14 protein-coding genes are annotated in these 15,527 nt (G+C 65.7%); 10 read left to right on the top strand and 4 right to left on the bottom strand.

Going from position 1 to position 15,527, the window contains the following annotated elements; all coding sequences use genetic code 11:
* Positions 1-13 precede the first annotated feature (13 nt).
* On the bottom strand, positions 14-760 hold the full coding sequence (locus PMI38_RS09690; RefSeq protein WP_008093260.1) for an NRDE family protein: 747 nt from the start codon (positions 758-760) through the stop codon (positions 14-16).
* Between the two features lie 130 nt (positions 761-890).
* Here PMI38_RS09690 and PMI38_RS09685 point away from each other — a divergent pair, with 130 nt between their 5' ends.
* From PMI38_RS09685 to PMI38_RS09675, 3 genes are read left to right on the top strand one after another with little or no spacing between them, the layout of a single operon-like run.
* Positions 891-1,673, top strand: coding sequence for a sulfite exporter TauE/SafE family protein (locus tag PMI38_RS09685; RefSeq protein WP_008093259.1), 783 nt, complete (start codon positions 891-893; stop codon positions 1,671-1,673).
* A 16-nt stretch (positions 1,674-1,689) separates the two neighbouring features.
* Positions 1,690-2,499, top strand: a complete 810-nt coding sequence (gene lgt / locus PMI38_RS09680; protein ID WP_008093258.1) for a prolipoprotein diacylglyceryl transferase — start codon at positions 1,690-1,692, stop codon at positions 2,497-2,499.
* Positions 2,500-2,547: 48 nt separating this feature from the next.
* Positions 2,548-3,519 carry a thymidylate synthase gene (locus PMI38_RS09675; RefSeq protein ID WP_008093257.1) on the top strand — a complete coding sequence of 324 codons (972 nt, stop codon included), beginning with the start codon at positions 2,548-2,550 and terminating at the stop codon, positions 3,517-3,519.
* 22 nt (positions 3,520-3,541) lie between these two features.
* On the opposite strand, the gene cadR is transcribed toward PMI38_RS09675, so the two are convergent.
* Positions 3,542-3,985 (bottom strand): cadmium resistance transcriptional regulator CadR, encoded by a 444-nt coding sequence (cadR, locus tag PMI38_RS09670; protein ID WP_008093256.1) that lies wholly within the window; start codon positions 3,983-3,985, stop codon positions 3,542-3,544.
* Between the two features lie 83 nt (positions 3,986-4,068).
* Between cadR and PMI38_RS09665 the strand changes: the two genes are divergently transcribed.
* The 6 genes from PMI38_RS09665 (at position 4,069) to PMI38_RS09640 (ending at position 11,971) form a co-directional block, all read left to right on the top strand.
* The gene (locus tag PMI38_RS09665) at positions 4,069-6,279 is read left to right on the top strand and encodes a heavy metal translocating P-type ATPase (RefSeq protein ID WP_008093255.1); all 2,211 of its coding nucleotides are present in this window, start codon (positions 4,069-4,071) and stop codon (positions 6,277-6,279) included.
* 29 nt (positions 6,280-6,308) lie between these two features.
* Positions 6,309-7,178, top strand: coding sequence for a LysR family transcriptional regulator (locus PMI38_RS09660; protein ID WP_008093254.1), 870 nt, complete (start codon positions 6,309-6,311; stop codon positions 7,176-7,178).
* A 221-nt stretch (positions 7,179-7,399) separates the two neighbouring features.
* Positions 7,400-8,458 (top strand): putative 2-aminoethylphosphonate ABC transporter ATP-binding protein, encoded by a 1,059-nt coding sequence (locus PMI38_RS09655; protein ID WP_008093253.1) that lies wholly within the window; start codon positions 7,400-7,402, stop codon positions 8,456-8,458.
* A 1-nt stretch (position 8,459) separates the two neighbouring features.
* Positions 8,460-10,184 carry a putative 2-aminoethylphosphonate ABC transporter permease subunit gene (locus tag PMI38_RS09650; protein WP_043273333.1) on the top strand — a complete coding sequence of 575 codons (1,725 nt, stop codon included), beginning with the start codon at positions 8,460-8,462 and terminating at the stop codon, positions 10,182-10,184.
* Between the two features lie 30 nt (positions 10,185-10,214).
* Positions 10,215-11,240, top strand: a complete 1,026-nt coding sequence (locus tag PMI38_RS09645) for a putative 2-aminoethylphosphonate ABC transporter substrate-binding protein (protein ID WP_008093251.1) — start codon at positions 10,215-10,217, stop codon at positions 11,238-11,240.
* Between the two features lie 182 nt (positions 11,241-11,422).
* Positions 11,423-11,971, top strand: coding sequence for a phosphonate degradation HD-domain oxygenase (locus PMI38_RS09640; protein ID WP_008093250.1), 549 nt, complete (start codon positions 11,423-11,425; stop codon positions 11,969-11,971).
* A gap of 128 nt (positions 11,972-12,099) precedes the next feature.
* Here the strand turns inward: PMI38_RS09640 and PMI38_RS09635 are convergent, their stop codons facing one another.
* Positions 12,100-13,464, bottom strand: a complete 1,365-nt coding sequence (locus PMI38_RS09635) for a GTPase/DUF3482 domain-containing protein (RefSeq protein ID WP_008093248.1) — start codon at positions 13,462-13,464, stop codon at positions 12,100-12,102.
* Positions 13,457-14,848 (bottom strand): DUF2868 domain-containing protein, encoded by a 1,392-nt coding sequence (locus PMI38_RS09630; protein ID WP_008093247.1) that lies wholly within the window; start codon positions 14,846-14,848, stop codon positions 13,457-13,459. The genes PMI38_RS09635 and PMI38_RS09630 overlap by 8 nt, the downstream gene beginning before the upstream one ends.
* 54 nt (positions 14,849-14,902) lie before the next feature.
* Between PMI38_RS09630 and PMI38_RS09625 the strand changes: the two genes are divergently transcribed.
* Positions 14,903-15,421 carry a dihydrofolate reductase gene (locus tag PMI38_RS09625; protein ID WP_008093244.1) on the top strand — a complete coding sequence of 173 codons (519 nt, stop codon included), beginning with the start codon at positions 14,903-14,905 and terminating at the stop codon, positions 15,419-15,421.
* The last annotated feature ends 106 nt before the right edge of the window (positions 15,422-15,527 follow it).

Genomic DNA, 15,527 nt, shown 5'->3' with positions numbered 1-15,527 from the left:
AGGGCCGGTACTGTCAGGCGATGATCTCGACTTCTCCCAAGTGCCCACCAAAGGGACCGAAACTGCGCTCGATCAGTCGCCTTTTCCCTTGATCATCCACAATCAGCACCGTACTGGCCCGAGTCCCATAATTCTGGCTGGCAATGAACACACTCGACAGCAGCTTCTCGGTGACCAGGCCCACACCGGTCTCCGGCAACTCGCTCTCCGCCGCCGGCTCGGCATCGGCCAGCAAAGCCAGCAACCGCTGCGGATCCGCAGACCCCAGCAAACCCTCCAACCCTTCGCGCGCCTTCACAAGCTTCGGCCACGGCGTATCCAGCCCGGCATTGGAAAGTCCGTACACCCCAGCCTGGAGCAGTCGCGGTGTGGCTTCACGGCCATGCAGGTAGCCCAGTTGGCGCCCATCCCCCACCAGCAGGTTGAACCCCGAATACAGCGCGCTGCGGCTAGCGACGTGGTCGAGATAGCGCTCGACCCCAAATTCCCCCTGCAGGAACCCCGCCACCAGCTCACCGCGGCTGCGCGGTCCAAGCGGCTGCCCAGGGTCACGGATGTTGGTCAACGCCGCGAACCGCCCTTGCGGCCCCACGCCCAGCCAGGTACCGCCTGCCTCCAGGTCACGCCCGGCGTGCACGCCAGGCGCATCCTCCCACGCTGCCAGGGCCTGCGTCGGCCGGGCATAGAACTCGTCGCGGTTGGCCGCGACGATCAGCGGCAGGGCATGCCCCGGCCGCCAGGCGAATACGATCAGGCACATAGGTTGAGCCTCTGTGTTTTTCGCCACTCTACCCACTGTGGCGCAGGCGTTCCATCCTGACGCAGAGTTCACTAGAGCCCCGAGGCCGGCTTCCGTTACCATGCCGGATTGTTTTTCTCGGGGACGACGAATGGAGTTCGCACTCTATCTGCTGCTGGGCGCCTGTGCGGGCGTGCTGGCCGGGCTGTTCGGTGTGGGCGGCGGCATCATCATCGTGCCGGTGCTGGTGTTCAGTTTCACCTTGCAGGGCTTCGATGCATCGGTACTGACCCACCTGGCAGTGGGTACCTCGCTGGCGACCATCGTCTTCACCTCGATCAACGCCGTGCTCGAGCACAATCGCAAGGGCGCGGTGCAATGGCCGATCTTCGCCTGGATGACCGTCGGCATCCTGCTTGGCGCCGGTATCGGCGCCAAGACCGCCTCGCTGATCCAGGGGCCGCAGCTGCAAAAGATCATCGGTGTGTTCGCCCTGATCGTCGCCGCGCAGATGGCCCTGGATCTCAAGCCCAAGGCCAGCCGCGGCGTGCCCGGCAAACCCGCGCTGATCGGCGCAGGCGGCGTGATCGGCTGGGCCTCGGCGATCTTCGGTATCGGCGGTGGCTCGCTGACCGTGCCGTTCCTGACCTGGCGCAGCCTGCCCATGCAGCAGGCGGTGGCGACATCGTCGGCCTGCGGGCTGCCGATCGCCGTGGCGAGCGCCCTCAGTTTCATGTGGCTGGGCTGGGACGAAACGCACCTGCCCGCCCACAGCGTGGGTTATGTCTACCTGCCGGCGCTGGTCGGCATTGCCGTCACCAGCATGTTTTTCGCCCGCTTCGGCGCGCGCCTGGCACACAAGCTGTCGCCGCGCCTGCTCAAGCGCCTGTTCGCCGCGCTGCTGTTCTGCGTCGGGCTGAGCTTCCTGATTTGAACCAAGAGGAATATCCATGCTGCCTTACCCGCAGATAGATCCCGTGGCCGTGGCCATCGGGCCGCTGAAAATCCACTGGTACGGCCTGATGTACCTGATCGGCATCGGTGGCGCCTGGCTGCTCGCCTCGCGCCGGCTCAACCGTTTCGACCCTACCTGGTCGCGGGAGAAACTCTCCGACCTGGTGTTCTGGTTGTCGATGGGGGTGATCGTCGGTGGACGCCTGGGTTACGTGCTGTTCTACGACCTGCACGCCTACCTGGCCAACCCGACGCTGATCTTCGAAGTGTGGAAAGGCGGCATGTCGTTCCATGGCGGCTTCATTGGCGTGATGCTGGCGGCCTTGTGGTTCGGCAAGCGCAACAACAAGTCGTTCTTCGAGCTGATGGACTTCGTCGCGCCGCTGGTGCCGATCGGCCTCGGTGCCGGGCGTATCGGCAACTTCATCAACGCCGAACTGTGGGGCAAGGCCACCGATGTGCCTTGGGCAATGGTCTTCCCACCGTTCAGCGACCCCGCCCAGCTGCCGCGTCATCCGTCGCAGCTGTACCAGTTCGCCCTGGAAGGTGTGGCATTATTCGTGATTCTTTGGTTGTACTCGCGCAAAACGCGCCCGACCATGGCCGTCTCCGGCATGTTCGCGCTGTTCTACGGTATTTTCCGCTTCATCGTAGAGTTCGTGCGGGTGCCCGATGCCCAACTCGGCTACATCGCCTTCGGCTGGTTGACCATGGGTCAGTTGCTCTGTTTGCCGATGATCGTCGGCGGCATCTTCCTGATCTGGTTGGCCTACAACCGTAAACCCACGGCAAAACCCGCCGTATGATTCTCACGGCAGGGGCGATCCCCCTGCCGTTCTTGTTACAGGTAAGCCATGAAACAGTATCTAGATCTGGTCCGCGACGTCATCGAAAACGGCACGCTGCAAGGCAATCGCACCGGCATCCGCACCATCAGCCTGCCAGGGGCCATGCTGCGCTTCGACCTGCAAAAAGGCTTCCCGGCCATCACCACGCGCAAGCTGGCGTTCAAGTCGGCGATCGGCGAGATGGTCGGCTTCCTGCGTGGCGTGAAGAACGCCGGAGAATTCCGCGAGCTGGGCTGCAAGGTGTGGGACCAGAACGCCAACGAGAACGCCCAGTGGCTGGCCAATCCGTTCCGCCAGGGGCATGACGACCTGGGCGAGATCTACGGCGTGCAGTGGCGTCAGTGGCCAGGTTACAAGCGCATCCCGCTGAGCAACCCGGCGGCCATCGAGATGGCCGAGAAAGCAGGCTTTCGCAAGATCGCCCAGGACGAGGAAGACGGCCAGGCGTTCGTCATCCTGTACAAGGCCATCGACCAGGTGCGCCAGTGCCTGGACACCATCGCCAACGACCCGGGCAGCCGGCGCATCCTGTTCCACGGCTGGAACTGCGCGCAACTGGACGAAATGGCTCTGCCGCCGTGCCACTTGCTGTACCAGTTCCACCCGAATGTCGAGACCAAGGAAATTTCCCTGACCCTCTACATCCGCTCCAACGACCTGGGCCTGGGCACGCCGTTCAACCTCACCGAAGGCGCGGCGCTGCTGTCGCTGTTCGGCCGCCTCACCGGTTACACCCCGCGCTGGTTCACCTACTTCATCGGCGATGCCCATGTGTATGAAAACCACCTGGACATGCTCAATGAGCAGCTCAAGCGCGAGCCGCTGGAAGCGCCGAAGCTGGTGATCAGTGACCGCGTGCCGGACTTCGCCAAGACTGGCAAGTACGAGCCGGAGTGGCTGGAGAAGATCGAGCCGAGCGATTTCAGCCTGGAAGGTTACGAGCACCACGCGCCGATGACCGCGCCCATGGCTGTTTGATCTCATTGGCCCTATCGCCGGATCAATGCCCGTGACTACGCCCCACATGTGAATGCTCGGTATCGGGCACCGACACCGCCCCGTTCACCTCAAGCTGCTGCAAGATCGCGCATTCCGCCCCTTGCGCATTGCAGCGCTGGCGCAATTCCACCAGCTGCGCCTGCAGCGCCACCAGCCCATCGATCCGCGCCTGTACATGCTCGATATGCTCATCGATCAACGCATTGACGCTGCCGCACGACCCTTCAGGGCTGTCGCGCAGGCGTAACAGGCTGCGGATTTCATCGAGGGTCATGTCCAGCGTGCGGCAGTTGCGAATAAAGGTCAGCCGCTCGACATGGGCCTGGGTGTAGAGCCGATAGTTGCCGTCGGTACGTGCCGGTTCCGGCAACAGTTGCTCACGCTCGTAGTAGCGGATGGTCTCCACGGCGCAGTCGGTGGCCTTGGCCAGCTCTCCGATCTTCATGGCACATTCTCCAGCAGGTGGCTTGACCCTATAGTGGCTACAGGGTGTTCACTTGGCAACAGGCGCACATTAAGGATGACCCCATGAACCAGCCTGTCAGCCACGAACACAAGCACGCGCATGACCACGCCCACAGCTGCTGCGGCGCCAAAGCCGCGCCCGCCTTGGTGCAACTGACCGAAAAGGCCAGTGGCAAGGCGCAGCTCAGCCGCTTTCGCATTCAAGCCATGGACTGCCCCACCGAGCAGACCCTGATCCAGGACAAGCTCGGCAAGCTGGCCGGCATCGAGCAGCTGGAGTTCAACCTGATCAACCGCGTGCTGGGCGTGCACCATACCTTTGCGGGCACCCTCGAGATCGAGCGGGCCATCGAAAGCCTCGGCATGAAGGCCGAGCCCTTGGCTGCGGAGGGTGAGGACAAGGCTGCCGAGCCGAGCAAGACCCGTTGGTGGCCCTTGGCGTTGTCCGGCCTTGCCGCAGTCGCGGCGGAGGTCGTGCACTTCAGCGTGCTGGCACCCGAATGGCTGGTCGCCGCACTGGCGCTGGCGGCGATCCTCGGCTGCGGCCTGGGTACCTACAAGAAGGGCTGGATTGCCCTGAAGAACCGCAACCTCAACATCAACGCGCTGATGAGCATTGCCGTGACCGGCGCGGTGCTGATCGGCCAGTGGCCAGAAGCGGCCATGGTCATGGTGCTGTTCACCCTCGCCGAACTGATCGAAGCGCGCTCCCTCGACCGTGCGCGCAATGCCATCGGCGGCCTGATGCAGCTGACCCCGGACATGGCCACGGTGCAGCAGGCGGACGGCCAATGGCAGGACGTGGAGGTGCGCGACGTAGCCATCGGTGCTCGCGTGCGGGTGCGTCCGGGTGAACGCATCGGCCTCGATGGCGAGGTGGTCAGTGGGCAATCCAGCGTCGATCAGGCGCCGATCACCGGCGAAAGCCTGCCTGTCGAGAAGGCCGTTGGCGACAAGCTGTTCGCCGGCACCATCAACCAGGCCGGCGCCCTGGAGTACCGCGTGACGGCCGGCGCCGGGCAATCCACCCTGGCGCGCATCATCAAAGCCGTCGAGGAGGCCCAAGGCGCGCGGGCGCCCACCCAGCGCTTCGTCGATACCTTTTCGCGCATCTACACCCCGGTGGTGTTCGCGCTGGCCCTGGCCGTGGCGATCATCCCCCCGCTGTTCATGGCCGGCGCCTGGTTCGACTGGATCTACCGCGCGCTTGTGCTGCTGGTGGTGGCTTGCCCGTGCGCACTGGTGATCTCGACCCCGGTGACCATCGTCAGCGGTCTGGCCGCCGCGGCGCGCAAGGGTATCCTGATCAAGGGCGGCGTCTACCTGGAGGGCGGGCGCAAGCTCGATTACCTGGCCCTGGACAAGACCGGCACCATCACCCACGGCAAGCCGGTGCAAACCGACGCCACGGTGCTGGAACCGTTGTTCGAAGGCCGTGCCCAAGCCCTGGCGGCAAGCCTGGCCGCACGCTCCGACCACCCGGTGTCGGGGGCCATTGCCCAGTTCGCCAAGGCGCAGAACCTGCCGCTGAGCGAAGTCAGCGCGTTTGCCGCCCTGGCCGGCCGCGGCGTGCGCGGTGACATCGACGGCGAAACCTATCACCTGGGTAATCACCGCCTGGTCGAAGAGCTTGGCCTGTGCTCACCCGAGCTCGAAGCGCAGCTCGATATGCTGGAGCGCCAGGGCAAGACCGTGGTGCTGCTGCTCGACCGTTCCGGCCCGCTGGCGCTGTTCGCCGTGGCCGACACGGTCAAGGACAGCAGCCGCCAGGCCATCGCCGAATTGCACGCGCTGGGCATCAAGACTGTCATGCTCACTGGCGACAATCCCCACACCGCCGAGGCCATCGCCGCCCAGGTCGGCATCGACCGTGCCGAAGGCAACCTGCTGCCCGCCGACAAGCTGGCCACCATCGAGCAGTTGTATGCCCAGGGCCACCGCGTCGGCATGGTCGGTGATGGCATCAACGACGCGCCGGCCCTGGCCCGCGCCGAAATCGGCTTTGCCATGGCCGCTGCCGGGACCGACACCGCGATCGAAACGGCCGACGTGGCGCTAATGGATGACGACTTGCGCAAAATCCCGGCGTTCGTCAGGCTGTCGCGCCAAAGTGCGGCGATCCTGACGCAGAACATCGTTCTGGCGTTGGGCATCAAGGCGCTGTTCCTGGCGATCACCTTTGCCGGCATGGCGACCCTGTGGATGGCGGTGTTCGCCGACATGGGCGTGAGTCTGCTGGTGGTATTCAACGGTCTGCGGCTGTTGCGCAAGTAGCGCAGGCTGCGCGCAACAGAGGTCCTGCAATGCTGAGTGCCGAGCTCAAAGCCTTCTACATGGTGGCCCGCCTGGGCAGCATCACCCTGGCGGCCAAGAAGCTCGGGCTCAGCCAGCCCACGGTGACCACCCAGATTCGCAACCTGGAGAGCCAGTACGCCGTGGAGCTGTTCTACCGTGGCGGCCGGCGCCTGGTGCTGAGTGAAGAGGGCGTGCGCCTGCTGCCGATGGTCAAGGCACTCCTGCAGCAGGAGGCCGATATCGAGTTCGAGCTGCGCAACAGCGGCCATGCCCAGGGCAGCCTGCGTATCGCTGCTACCGCGCCGTATTACGTCCTCGATCTGGTGAAGATCTTCCGCGAGCGCCTGCCGCAGGTGGAAGTGGCGGTGGAGATCGGCAACTCCCAGCAGGTGCTGGAGATGCTCGAAGACTACCGCGTCGATATCGCCGCCTCGTCCCAGCTGCTCGAAGATGCCCGCCTGGTGCGGCGGGTGCTGGGCACCGACCCGCTGGTGGTGGCGGTGCACCGCAATCATCCGCTGGCGCACCGCCAGACAGTGTCCATCGACGTGGTGGCAGGGCATTGCCTGCTGATGCGGGAAAAGGGCTCGACCACCCGCAAGCTGACCGAGCAGATGCTGCAGGAGGCCGGGGTGAAGGCCGGGGCCTTGCTGGAGATCGGCAGCCGCGAGTCGATCCGCGAGGCGGTGCTGCGCAATATCGGCATCAGTGTGATTGCCCGGCATGAGGTGCCGCACAACTCCGAACTGCGGGTGCTGACGCTGGAGAATGCGCCGGTGATGCATGAGTACCTGTATTGCCTGAAGGAGCGGCGCCAGGCGCGGTTGCCGGCGGCGTTTCTTGGGGTGGCGCAGGAAGTCTCTGGTTCGCAGTTCTGACGGACTGCGGTGGCTTCTTCGCGGGGCAAGCCCGCTCCCACAGGTTCAGCGTTGTCCTTGAGGGCTGCATAGTTCCTGTGGGAGCGGGCTTGTCCCGCGAAGAGGCCAGCAAGGCCAATACAAAATCTGCCTATACCACTATCACCCGCTTTTGCCCTAAAGCCACAGAACCTTCGCACAGCCTTCCTAGCATGGCCCCATCTCTTCGATGAGGCCTTGCCATGAACCACGCCACCCCAGGCGCACAAATGAAAGTGCGCGGTATCCACAAGCGTTTCGGCGCTTTCACGGCGCTGAACGATGTCTCCCTGGACATCGCCGCCGGCGAGCTGGTCTGCCTGCTCGGCCCTTCTGGCTGCGGCAAGACCACCCTGCTGCGCTGCATCGCCGGCCTCGAACGCCAGGACCGTGGCACGCTGTACATCGGCGAGCGCGATATCTCCGAGCTGCCGCCCCAGGCCCGTGACTACGGCATCCTGTTCCAGTCCTACGCCCTGTTCCCCAACCTCACCGTCGAAGCCAACATCGCCTATGGCCTGACCGGCAGCAGCCGTGAGCAGAGCCGCCAGCGTGTGGCCGAGATGCTTGAACTGGTGGGCCTGGCCGGCAGCGAGAAGAAATACCCCGGCCAGCTCTCCGGCGGCCAGCAGCAGCGTGTGGCCCTGGCCCGTGCGCTGGCCCCGGCGCCGTCGCTGTTGCTGTTGGATGAGCCGATGTCGGCGCTCGATGCCCGTGTGCGAGAGCACCTGTGCACCGAGCTGCGCCAGCTGCAACGCCAGCTGGGCATCACCACGCTGATGGTGACCCACAACCAGGATGAAGCCATGCTCATGGCCGACCGCATCGCCGTGATGAACAACGGCCAGGTCGAGCAATACGCCACCCCGCAGGAAATCTACGACCAGCCGGCCACGCCGTTCGTGGCCGAGTTCGTCGGCCAAGGCAACTGGCTGCCGTTCCAGCGCAACGGCGACAGCCACGCCCAGGTCGGCGCCATGAACATGCGCCTGGCCGCCGGCGCCCCACGGGCCAGCAGTGGCCGGTTGTTCTGCCGCCCGGAGGCGATCACGGTCAACCCGGTCGTGCACGAAGAAAACCTGTTCCCGGCGAAAGTGCGCGAGATCACCTTCCTCGGCAACCGCTGCCGCATGAGCTTCGAACTGCAGGCCTTGCCGGGCCACGCCCTGCTCGCCGAGCTGGCCCCAGAAGCCATGCCGCGCCTGGGCTCGCAGGACATCTGGGTGGCGCTGCCGCCACAGAGCCTGCAGGTGTTTGCCTGAGATGGCCGCGCCAATGTCCCTGCCGCTCACCGAGGCCAAGCGCGCATCGCGCAGTGATGTCGCGCTGGGTGATCGCCTGTTCGTCGTCGGTGGCAAGAGCCTGCTGCTGATCCTCCTTCTGCTGGCGGTGCTGATGCCGCTGCTGGCGATTTTCTGGCGCGGATTCAGTGGTGATGCCGGCCAGGGCGGTGGCCTGCTCGCGGCCCGTGAGCTGTTCGCCAGCGACAACTTCCACTGGCTGCTCGGCAACAGCCTCAGCGTGGCCTTCAGCGTCGCTGCCATCGTGGTGCCGCTGGCCTACCTGTTCGCCTATGCCCTGCAGCGCACGCTGATCCCGGCCAAGGGCCTGTGGCGGGGCATTTCGCTGCTGCCGTTGCTGGCGCCGTCGATGCTGCCGGCCATCGCTCTGGTCTACCTGTTTGGTAACCAAGGGCTGTTGCGCGGGCTGCTGCACGACAACATCTACGGCTTCTGGGGCATTGTCCTGGGCGAGGCCATCTACACCTTCCCCCATGCGCTGATGATCCTGCTCTCGGCCCTGTCGCTGGCCGATGGGCGGCTGTTCGATGCGGCGTCGAGCATGGGCGCAGGGCCTTGGCGAGCGTTTCGCAGCATCACCTGGCCGGCCACGCGCCAGGCCGTGTTCGCCGCGTTCTGCCTGGTGTTCACCCTGACCATCACCGACTTCGGCGTGCCGGTCGTGGTCGGCGGCGACTACCAGGTCTTGGCGCTGGAGGCGTACAAGGCGGTGGTGGGGCAGCAGCAGTTCGGCCGTGGTGCATTGATCGGCATGGTACTGCTGGTGCCCGCGCTGCTGAGCTTTGCCGTCGATGCCTGGTTGCGTCGGCGCCAGGGCGATGCCATGAGTGGCCGTGCCCAGGTGTTCGAGCCCAAGCCGTCGCGAGGCCGTGATGCCTGCTTCCTGGCGATCGTGCTGCTGGTGTGCGCGGCGCTGCTGACGGTGATCGGCATGGCGGTGTACTCGTCACTGGTCACCTTCTGGCCCTACAACCTGACCTTGTCGTTCAAGCACTACATGTTCGAAGACACGGCGGGCGGCGGCTGGCTGGCCTACCGCAACAGCGTGACGATGGCCATCGCCACCGCGCTGATCGGCAGCCTGGTGATCTTCACCGGCGCTTACCTGATGGAGAAGACCCAGGGCCAGCGCCTGCTCAACCAGGCACTGCGCCTGCTCAGCTTCATCCCCATGGCGGTGCCGGGGCTGGTGCTGGGCCTGGGCTATGTCTTCTTCTTCAACCTCACCGGCAACCCGCTGCATGTGTTCTACGGCAGCATGGCGCTGCTGGTGGTGTGCACCATCGCCCATTACCTGACCACCGCGCAGATGACCGCGACCACCGCGCTGCGCCAGCTCGACGGCGAGTTCGAGGCGGCCGCGCTGTCGCTCAAGGCGCCGCTGTACAAGCACTTCGTGCGGGTCACCGTGCCCATCTGCCTGCCGGCGCTGCTGGACATCATCCGCTACCTGTTCGTCTCGGCGATGACCACCGTCTCCGCGGCCATCTTCCTGTACAGCCCCGACACCATCCTTGCCGCCGTCGCCGTGCTGAACATGGACGATGCCGGCAACGTCGGCGGCGCTGCTGCCATGTCCACCCTGATCCTGCTGACCAGCGCCGCTGCATCCTTGCTGCTGGCCGCCGCTTCACGCGGCCTGTTGCGCCGCTCCCAGGCCTGGCGCCAGCGCGCTGCCGGCCATTGACCGACTGCCCACACTGATAGGAAACGCATCATGTTCAAGCCCCTTGCACTTGCCGCTGCCGTATCCGCCGTATTCAGCCTGCAGGCCTCGGCCGCCGGCACCCAGTTGACCGTGTATACCGCCCTGGAAGCCGAGCAGCTCAAGAGCTACAAGCAGGCGTTCGAAAAGGCCAACCCTGATATCGAGATCAAGTGGGTACGCGACTCCACCGGTATCATCACCGCCAAGCTGCTGGCCGAAAAAGAGCGCCCGCAGGCCGATGCGGTCTGGGGCCTGGCCGCTTCCAGCCTGGCCATCCTCGACCAGAACGGCATGCTCGAAGCCTATGCGCCGAAGGACCTGGGCAAGATTTCCGCCAACTACCGCGACGACGCCAACCCGCCGGCCTGGGTCGGCATGGACGTGTGGGCCGCGACCCTCTGCTTCAACACCATCGAGGCCGAGAAACAGGGCCTGAGCAAGCCGGTGAGCTGGCAGGACCTGACCAAGCCGGAGTACAAGGGCAAGATCGTCATGCCCAACCCGGCCTCGTCCGGCACCGGTTTCCTCGATGTGAGCGCCTGGTTGCAGACCTTTGGCGAACCCCAGGGCTGGGCTTACATGGACGCCCTGCACCAGAACATCGGGCAGTACGTCCATTCGGGATCCAAGCCCTGCAAGCTGGCGGCGGCCGGCGAGTTCCCGATCGGTATCTCGTTCGAGTACCCGGCGGTGCAGCTCAAGCGCCAGGGTGCGCCGCTGGAGATCGTTTTGCCGAAGGAAGGCCTGGGCTGGGAGATCGAGGCCACTGCCGTGATCAAGGGCTCGTCCAACGCCGAGGCGGCCAAGCGCCTGGCCGACTTCTCGGCCAGCCCCGCCGCCATGGAGTTGTACAAGGAGAACTTCGCCGTACTCGCAGCGCCCGGCATCGCCAAGCCGCAGACGGAATTGCCGGCTGACTATGAGCAGCGACTGATCAAGAACGACTTTGCCTGGGCTTCGAAAAATCGTGACGAGATTCTGACCGAGTGGCGCAAGCGCTATGACGGCAAGTCGGAGAAAGTGGCGCAGCAGTAAGCGCTGCGAGGCCTTCGGCCTCGATCGCCGGCAAGCCGGCTCCCACAGGAACAGTGGTGGCTACGCTATCCCTGTGGGGCTCCCACAGGAACAGCGTTGGCCTACGCTATCCCAGTGGGAGCCGGCTTGCCGGCGATAGGGACTGACAGGCACCTTAAATTTCACCTGAGGAAATCCAATCGATGCTCACCCCCGACCAGGTCATCGACAACACCTTCGCCCTCTATGAACGCCACGGCAGCGACGACTACATCGGCGAAGCCATCACCCAGCTCGAACACATGTCCCAGGCCGCGCAACTGGCCATGGCCGAGGGCTTCGACGACGAAGTGGTACTGGCCGCGTTCTTCCACGATATCGGCCACCTGTGTGGCGGCGAGGGGGACATGGGCGGTTATGGCGTGGTCAGCCATGAACGCATCGGTGCCCAATACCTGCGCCGCTGTGGGTTCAGTGAGCGCATGGCGCTGCTGGTGCAGTATCACGTGGAGGCCAAGCGTTACCTGACGTTGCGCCAGCCGGGGTATTACGCACGGCTGAGCGAGGCGAGCCGGCGGACCTTGGAGTATCAGGGTGGGGTGATGACGGAGGCCGAGGCGGATGCGTTCGAACAGGGGCCGCTGTTCGGGGTGAGTTTGCGGATGCGCGAGTGGGATGAGCAGGCCAAGGAGGTGGGCGTGCCGGTGATCGATCTGGCGCTGCTCAAGGGCAAGGCGTTGGCGTTGCTCTGAGTTGTCGGGTGTCTGTGCCGGCCTCTTCGCGGGGCAAGCCCGCTCCCACAGGTACCTCACTCATCTCAATGACAGTGGGATACCTGTGGGAGCGGGCTTGCCCCGCGAAGAGGCCCTGGCAGACAAGCTCAAATCTGCAGAACCAGCGCCTCCAATTGCTCCTGCCGCTCCGCCTGATTCACCCGCGCCCCGGGGTTGAGCGTCGACCACTGCGGGTGCGCCCGGGCCTTGCTCAAGGCCTCGGGCAGCTTGCCCTCGCGCCAGGCCTTCTCATCCAGTGGCCCCAGCCGAATGCTGTCTTGCGCCGCATGCCCACGGTTTTCCAGCGCCACCATCAACTGCTGCTGGCGCAGGGCGAGCAGGCGCAGCACGTTGTCGTCCACGGTCAACTCGCGCTCGCCCTTGAGCTTGCCCATCAACCTCGAACCATAGTTGCGCGCCGTCTGCAGCGCCCCACCGGCGATGGCGCCGGCCAGTGCGGCGGCACCGAGAGTCAGGCCACCGACCAGCAGATCGACACCCGCGCCAGCTGCCGCCCCTGCCGCCACCCCGCTGCCCAGGCGCACGCCCAGCAGCTTCAGGGTTTCGGGGTTGAACAGGTCATCGCCCCAACGCCCGTCGAGCAGCGGCAGGTCGCCGGCGTTGGCATCCTCGCGGCGGAACGCATAGAGCTTGAGCAACGCCTCGACACAGCGTTGCTCGCGTTGGCGTACTTCCTGGCGCAGCGCCTCGATGGCCTTGGCTTCGGCAGCCGGCTCGGCCGTGACGCTGCGCCGGCAGGCGGCGCAGTCGAGCAGCAGTTCGGCGATCAGGCGCTTGCCGCTGCGCTGACGGGCCAGGCGTTGCGCTTGCTGGTCGTCGATCAGCCGTTGCAGCGCAGGGCGGGCCTCTTCCAGCAGCAGGGCGAGGCTTTCATACAGGCGGCGCTCGCCATCTTCCGGCGGCGCCACGCTGTCGAAGCGCACCAGCGCATGCAGGCCAAGGCGGGCCAGGGCTTCGCGCCACTGCGGCTCGCGGTGCTGGCTGCTGGCGACGAAGTTGAGCACCGGCAGCAGCGGCTTGCCGCAACTGGCCAACACTTCCAGTTCGTCACGGTACTTGGCCAGCACCGGCTCGCGCGCGTCGATCACGTACAGCCCGGCATTGCTCGCCAGCAGTTGGCGCAGCACCTTGGCCTCCTGCTCGAAACGCTGGCGCGCTTCGCTGCCTTGCAGAAAGCGCTCGAGGCGGGCCGGACCGTCCAGACGCTCGCCCGGTCGTTCCAGGCGCTCCAGGTAGTCGAGCAGGGCAATGGCGTCTTCAAGGCCAGGCGTGTCGTAGAGCTCCAGCAGCGGCTCGCCATCCACCGACAGGCGGGCGCCCTCCACGTGGCGCGTGGTGCTGGGCCGATGGGACACCTCGCCGAAGCCCACGTCGCGGGTGAGGGTGCGCAGCAGCGAGGTCTTGCCGACGTTGGTGTGGCCGACGACGGCCAGTTTCAGCGGCTCAGTCATGGCCATGCTCCAGCCAGGTCAGCGGCGAGGTGTCGGCATGGGGCAGGCCGAGACGGTCCAACGCCTCGTGCCAGTCGCCCAGGCGTTCGGCATCCAGGGCCTCGCCCGGTGCTGGCTGGAGCAGCCAGATGCGGGTGGCGCCAGCGTTGCGTGCCAGCTCCGCAAGCAACGCCAGGCTGCCGCGGTCTGGCGAGCGGCGGGGGTCGCAGGCGATCGCCAGGCGCGCCGGGGGGAAGCGGCTGAGTTGTTCGAGCAGTTTGTTGCGCGACTCGCGGCTGTCGAGCACGCCGGCGTTGGTCACTGAATGGGGCAAGGCGGGTGGCCAGGGATGTTGCTCGTCCAGCTCCAGGCCCACCAGCAAGGCACCACTGCTGTCGGTGTCCATCTGGCCGGCCTGGAATTGCGGCAATGCCTCGGGCGCGGCGTCCTGCACGCCAATGCGTTCACTGCGCGGCATCAAGGATTCGCGCAGTTGCGCGTAGCCCGGCAGGCTCAGGTCCAGGGTCAGGCGCTGGCGGCCCTGGCGCCAACGCCACAGGCACAGGCCGAACAGGAGCAGGCGAGGCAGCAGGCCATAGACCACGACCACACCGAGCAGCCAGCTGGCCCACGCCTGGCGGGCGAGGTCCAGCGCCGGCAAGGTGTCGCCGCTGGCGCGGATCATGGCCTCGTCGGGTACGGCGAAGCCGAGCAGCGAGGGCAGGGCACCGAGGGCCCGAGTCAGTTGAATGAACGGCTCGGCGGCGAGCAGGGTAGTTTCCCAGACGAAGCCATAGCGCCGGGTGGCAAGCAAGGCCAGCAACAGCACCAGCGCGCTGAGCATCGCCAGCAGCCACAGGCCGTGCACCAGCGCACCGAGCAGCCAGCGATTCAAGCGCTGGCGTTGCAACAGCACCAGCAGCGCTGGCGCCAGGTGCGCGGCCTTGGCGTCGCGGGCGAAGCGTTCGCTCAGCCATAACCACAGGCGACCCAGGCTGGCGCCCTGTTCGCTGCTCATGGCCAGGCCAGCGACCCAGCCAAGCAGCATCAACAGGTTCACCCCGAGCAGGCTGCCCAGGGCCCAGAACACGTTGACCGGGCGTTGCCCGTCACCCAGGGCGGCAAAGGCCAGGCCGGCGCCGCTGAGCACGGCCATCAGCATCAGCGCCAGCAGCGCCAGGCGTGCGCCTTGCTTCCAATGGCTCAAGGCACTGCTGATGCCGTCACGTTCGGCGAGGAACAGTGCGCGGGCTTCGATACGCGCCGCCAGTTCGCCGCCCTGCTGGCGGGCGCGGCGGTTGGCTTCCTGGTCCTCCAGGAGGCCTGCGTGTTCCTCGCGCAGGCGCACCGCTTCGGTGAGCCAGCGTTTGTCCAGGGGAGTCAGTGCAGTCACAAGGTCTTCCATTGCACGGTTCAGGGCAGAAGCATAACTCACACGCCGGGTGCTATCCTCGCGGGCATGAATACATCACTTCCTCTGAGCCTGATCGCGGCGCATGCCGAGAACCGCGTGATCGGCATCGACAACTCCATGCCCTGGCACCTGCCGGGGGATTTCAAGTACTTCAAGGCCACGACCCTGGGCAAGCCGATCATCATGGGTCGCAAGACCTGGGATTCGCTGGGCCGGCCACTGCCGGGGCGGTTGAATATCGTGGTCAGCCGCCAGCCGGGGCTGCAGCTGGCGGGTGCCGAGGTGTTCGCTTCGCTGGAAGCGGCGCTGGAACGTGCCGAGCAGTGGGCGCTGGAGCAGGGCGTCGACGAGTTGATGCTGATCGGCGGCGCGCAGCTCTATGGGCAGGCGCTGGACAAGGGCCTGGTCAGCCGCATGTACCTGACCCGCGTGGAGCTGCGCCCGGAGGGGGATGCGTGGTTCCCCGAGTTCGACCTGGCCCAGTGGCAGCTGGTATCCAGTGACCCACAGCCAGCGCAAGGCGAGGGGCCGGCTTACCACTTCGAGGTCTGGGATAAACGCTGATTCTTTCGTGCGCACATCTTGAAGTTGCTGATCAGCGGGCCTCATCGCCGGCAAGCCGGCTCCCACAGGGACTCGCAGCGCTGCAAATACCTGTGGGAGCCGGCTT

The organism is Pseudomonas sp. GM84, from assembly GCF_000282535.1.
Lineage (GTDB): Bacteria > Pseudomonadota > Gammaproteobacteria > Pseudomonadales > Pseudomonadaceae > Aquipseudomonas.
The sequence above is the reverse complement of the archived record's forward strand: the minus strand, read 5'-3'. Positions and strand labels throughout refer to the sequence as shown.

Coding starts and splice junctions, on each gene's coding strand:
- PMI38_RS09690 (WP_008093260.1), bottom strand. CDS start 760: ATGTGCCTGATCGTATTCGCCTGGCGGCCGGGGCATGCCCTGCCGCTG.
- PMI38_RS09685 (WP_008093259.1), top strand. CDS start 891: ATGGAGTTCGCACTCTATCTGCTGCTGGGCGCCTGTGCGGGCGTGCTG.
- lgt (WP_008093258.1), top strand. CDS start 1,690: ATGCTGCCTTACCCGCAGATAGATCCCGTGGCCGTGGCCATCGGGCCG.
- PMI38_RS09675 (WP_008093257.1), top strand. CDS start 2,548: ATGAAACAGTATCTAGATCTGGTCCGCGACGTCATCGAAAACGGCACG.
- cadR (WP_008093256.1), bottom strand. CDS start 3,985: ATGAAGATCGGAGAGCTGGCCAAGGCCACCGACTGCGCCGTGGAGACC.
- PMI38_RS09665 (WP_008093255.1), top strand. CDS start 4,069: ATGAACCAGCCTGTCAGCCACGAACACAAGCACGCGCATGACCACGCC.
- PMI38_RS09660 (WP_008093254.1), top strand. CDS start 6,309: ATGCTGAGTGCCGAGCTCAAAGCCTTCTACATGGTGGCCCGCCTGGGC.
- PMI38_RS09655 (WP_008093253.1), top strand. CDS start 7,400: ATGAACCACGCCACCCCAGGCGCACAAATGAAAGTGCGCGGTATCCAC.
- PMI38_RS09650 (WP_043273333.1), top strand. CDS start 8,460: ATGGCCGCGCCAATGTCCCTGCCGCTCACCGAGGCCAAGCGCGCATCG.
- PMI38_RS09645 (WP_008093251.1), top strand. CDS start 10,215: ATGTTCAAGCCCCTTGCACTTGCCGCTGCCGTATCCGCCGTATTCAGC.
- PMI38_RS09640 (WP_008093250.1), top strand. CDS start 11,423: ATGCTCACCCCCGACCAGGTCATCGACAACACCTTCGCCCTCTATGAA.
- PMI38_RS09635 (WP_008093248.1), bottom strand. CDS start 13,464: ATGACTGAGCCGCTGAAACTGGCCGTCGTCGGCCACACCAACGTCGGC.
- PMI38_RS09630 (WP_008093247.1), bottom strand. CDS start 14,848: ATGGAAGACCTTGTGACTGCACTGACTCCCCTGGACAAACGCTGGCTC.
- PMI38_RS09625 (WP_008093244.1), top strand. CDS start 14,903: ATGAATACATCACTTCCTCTGAGCCTGATCGCGGCGCATGCCGAGAAC.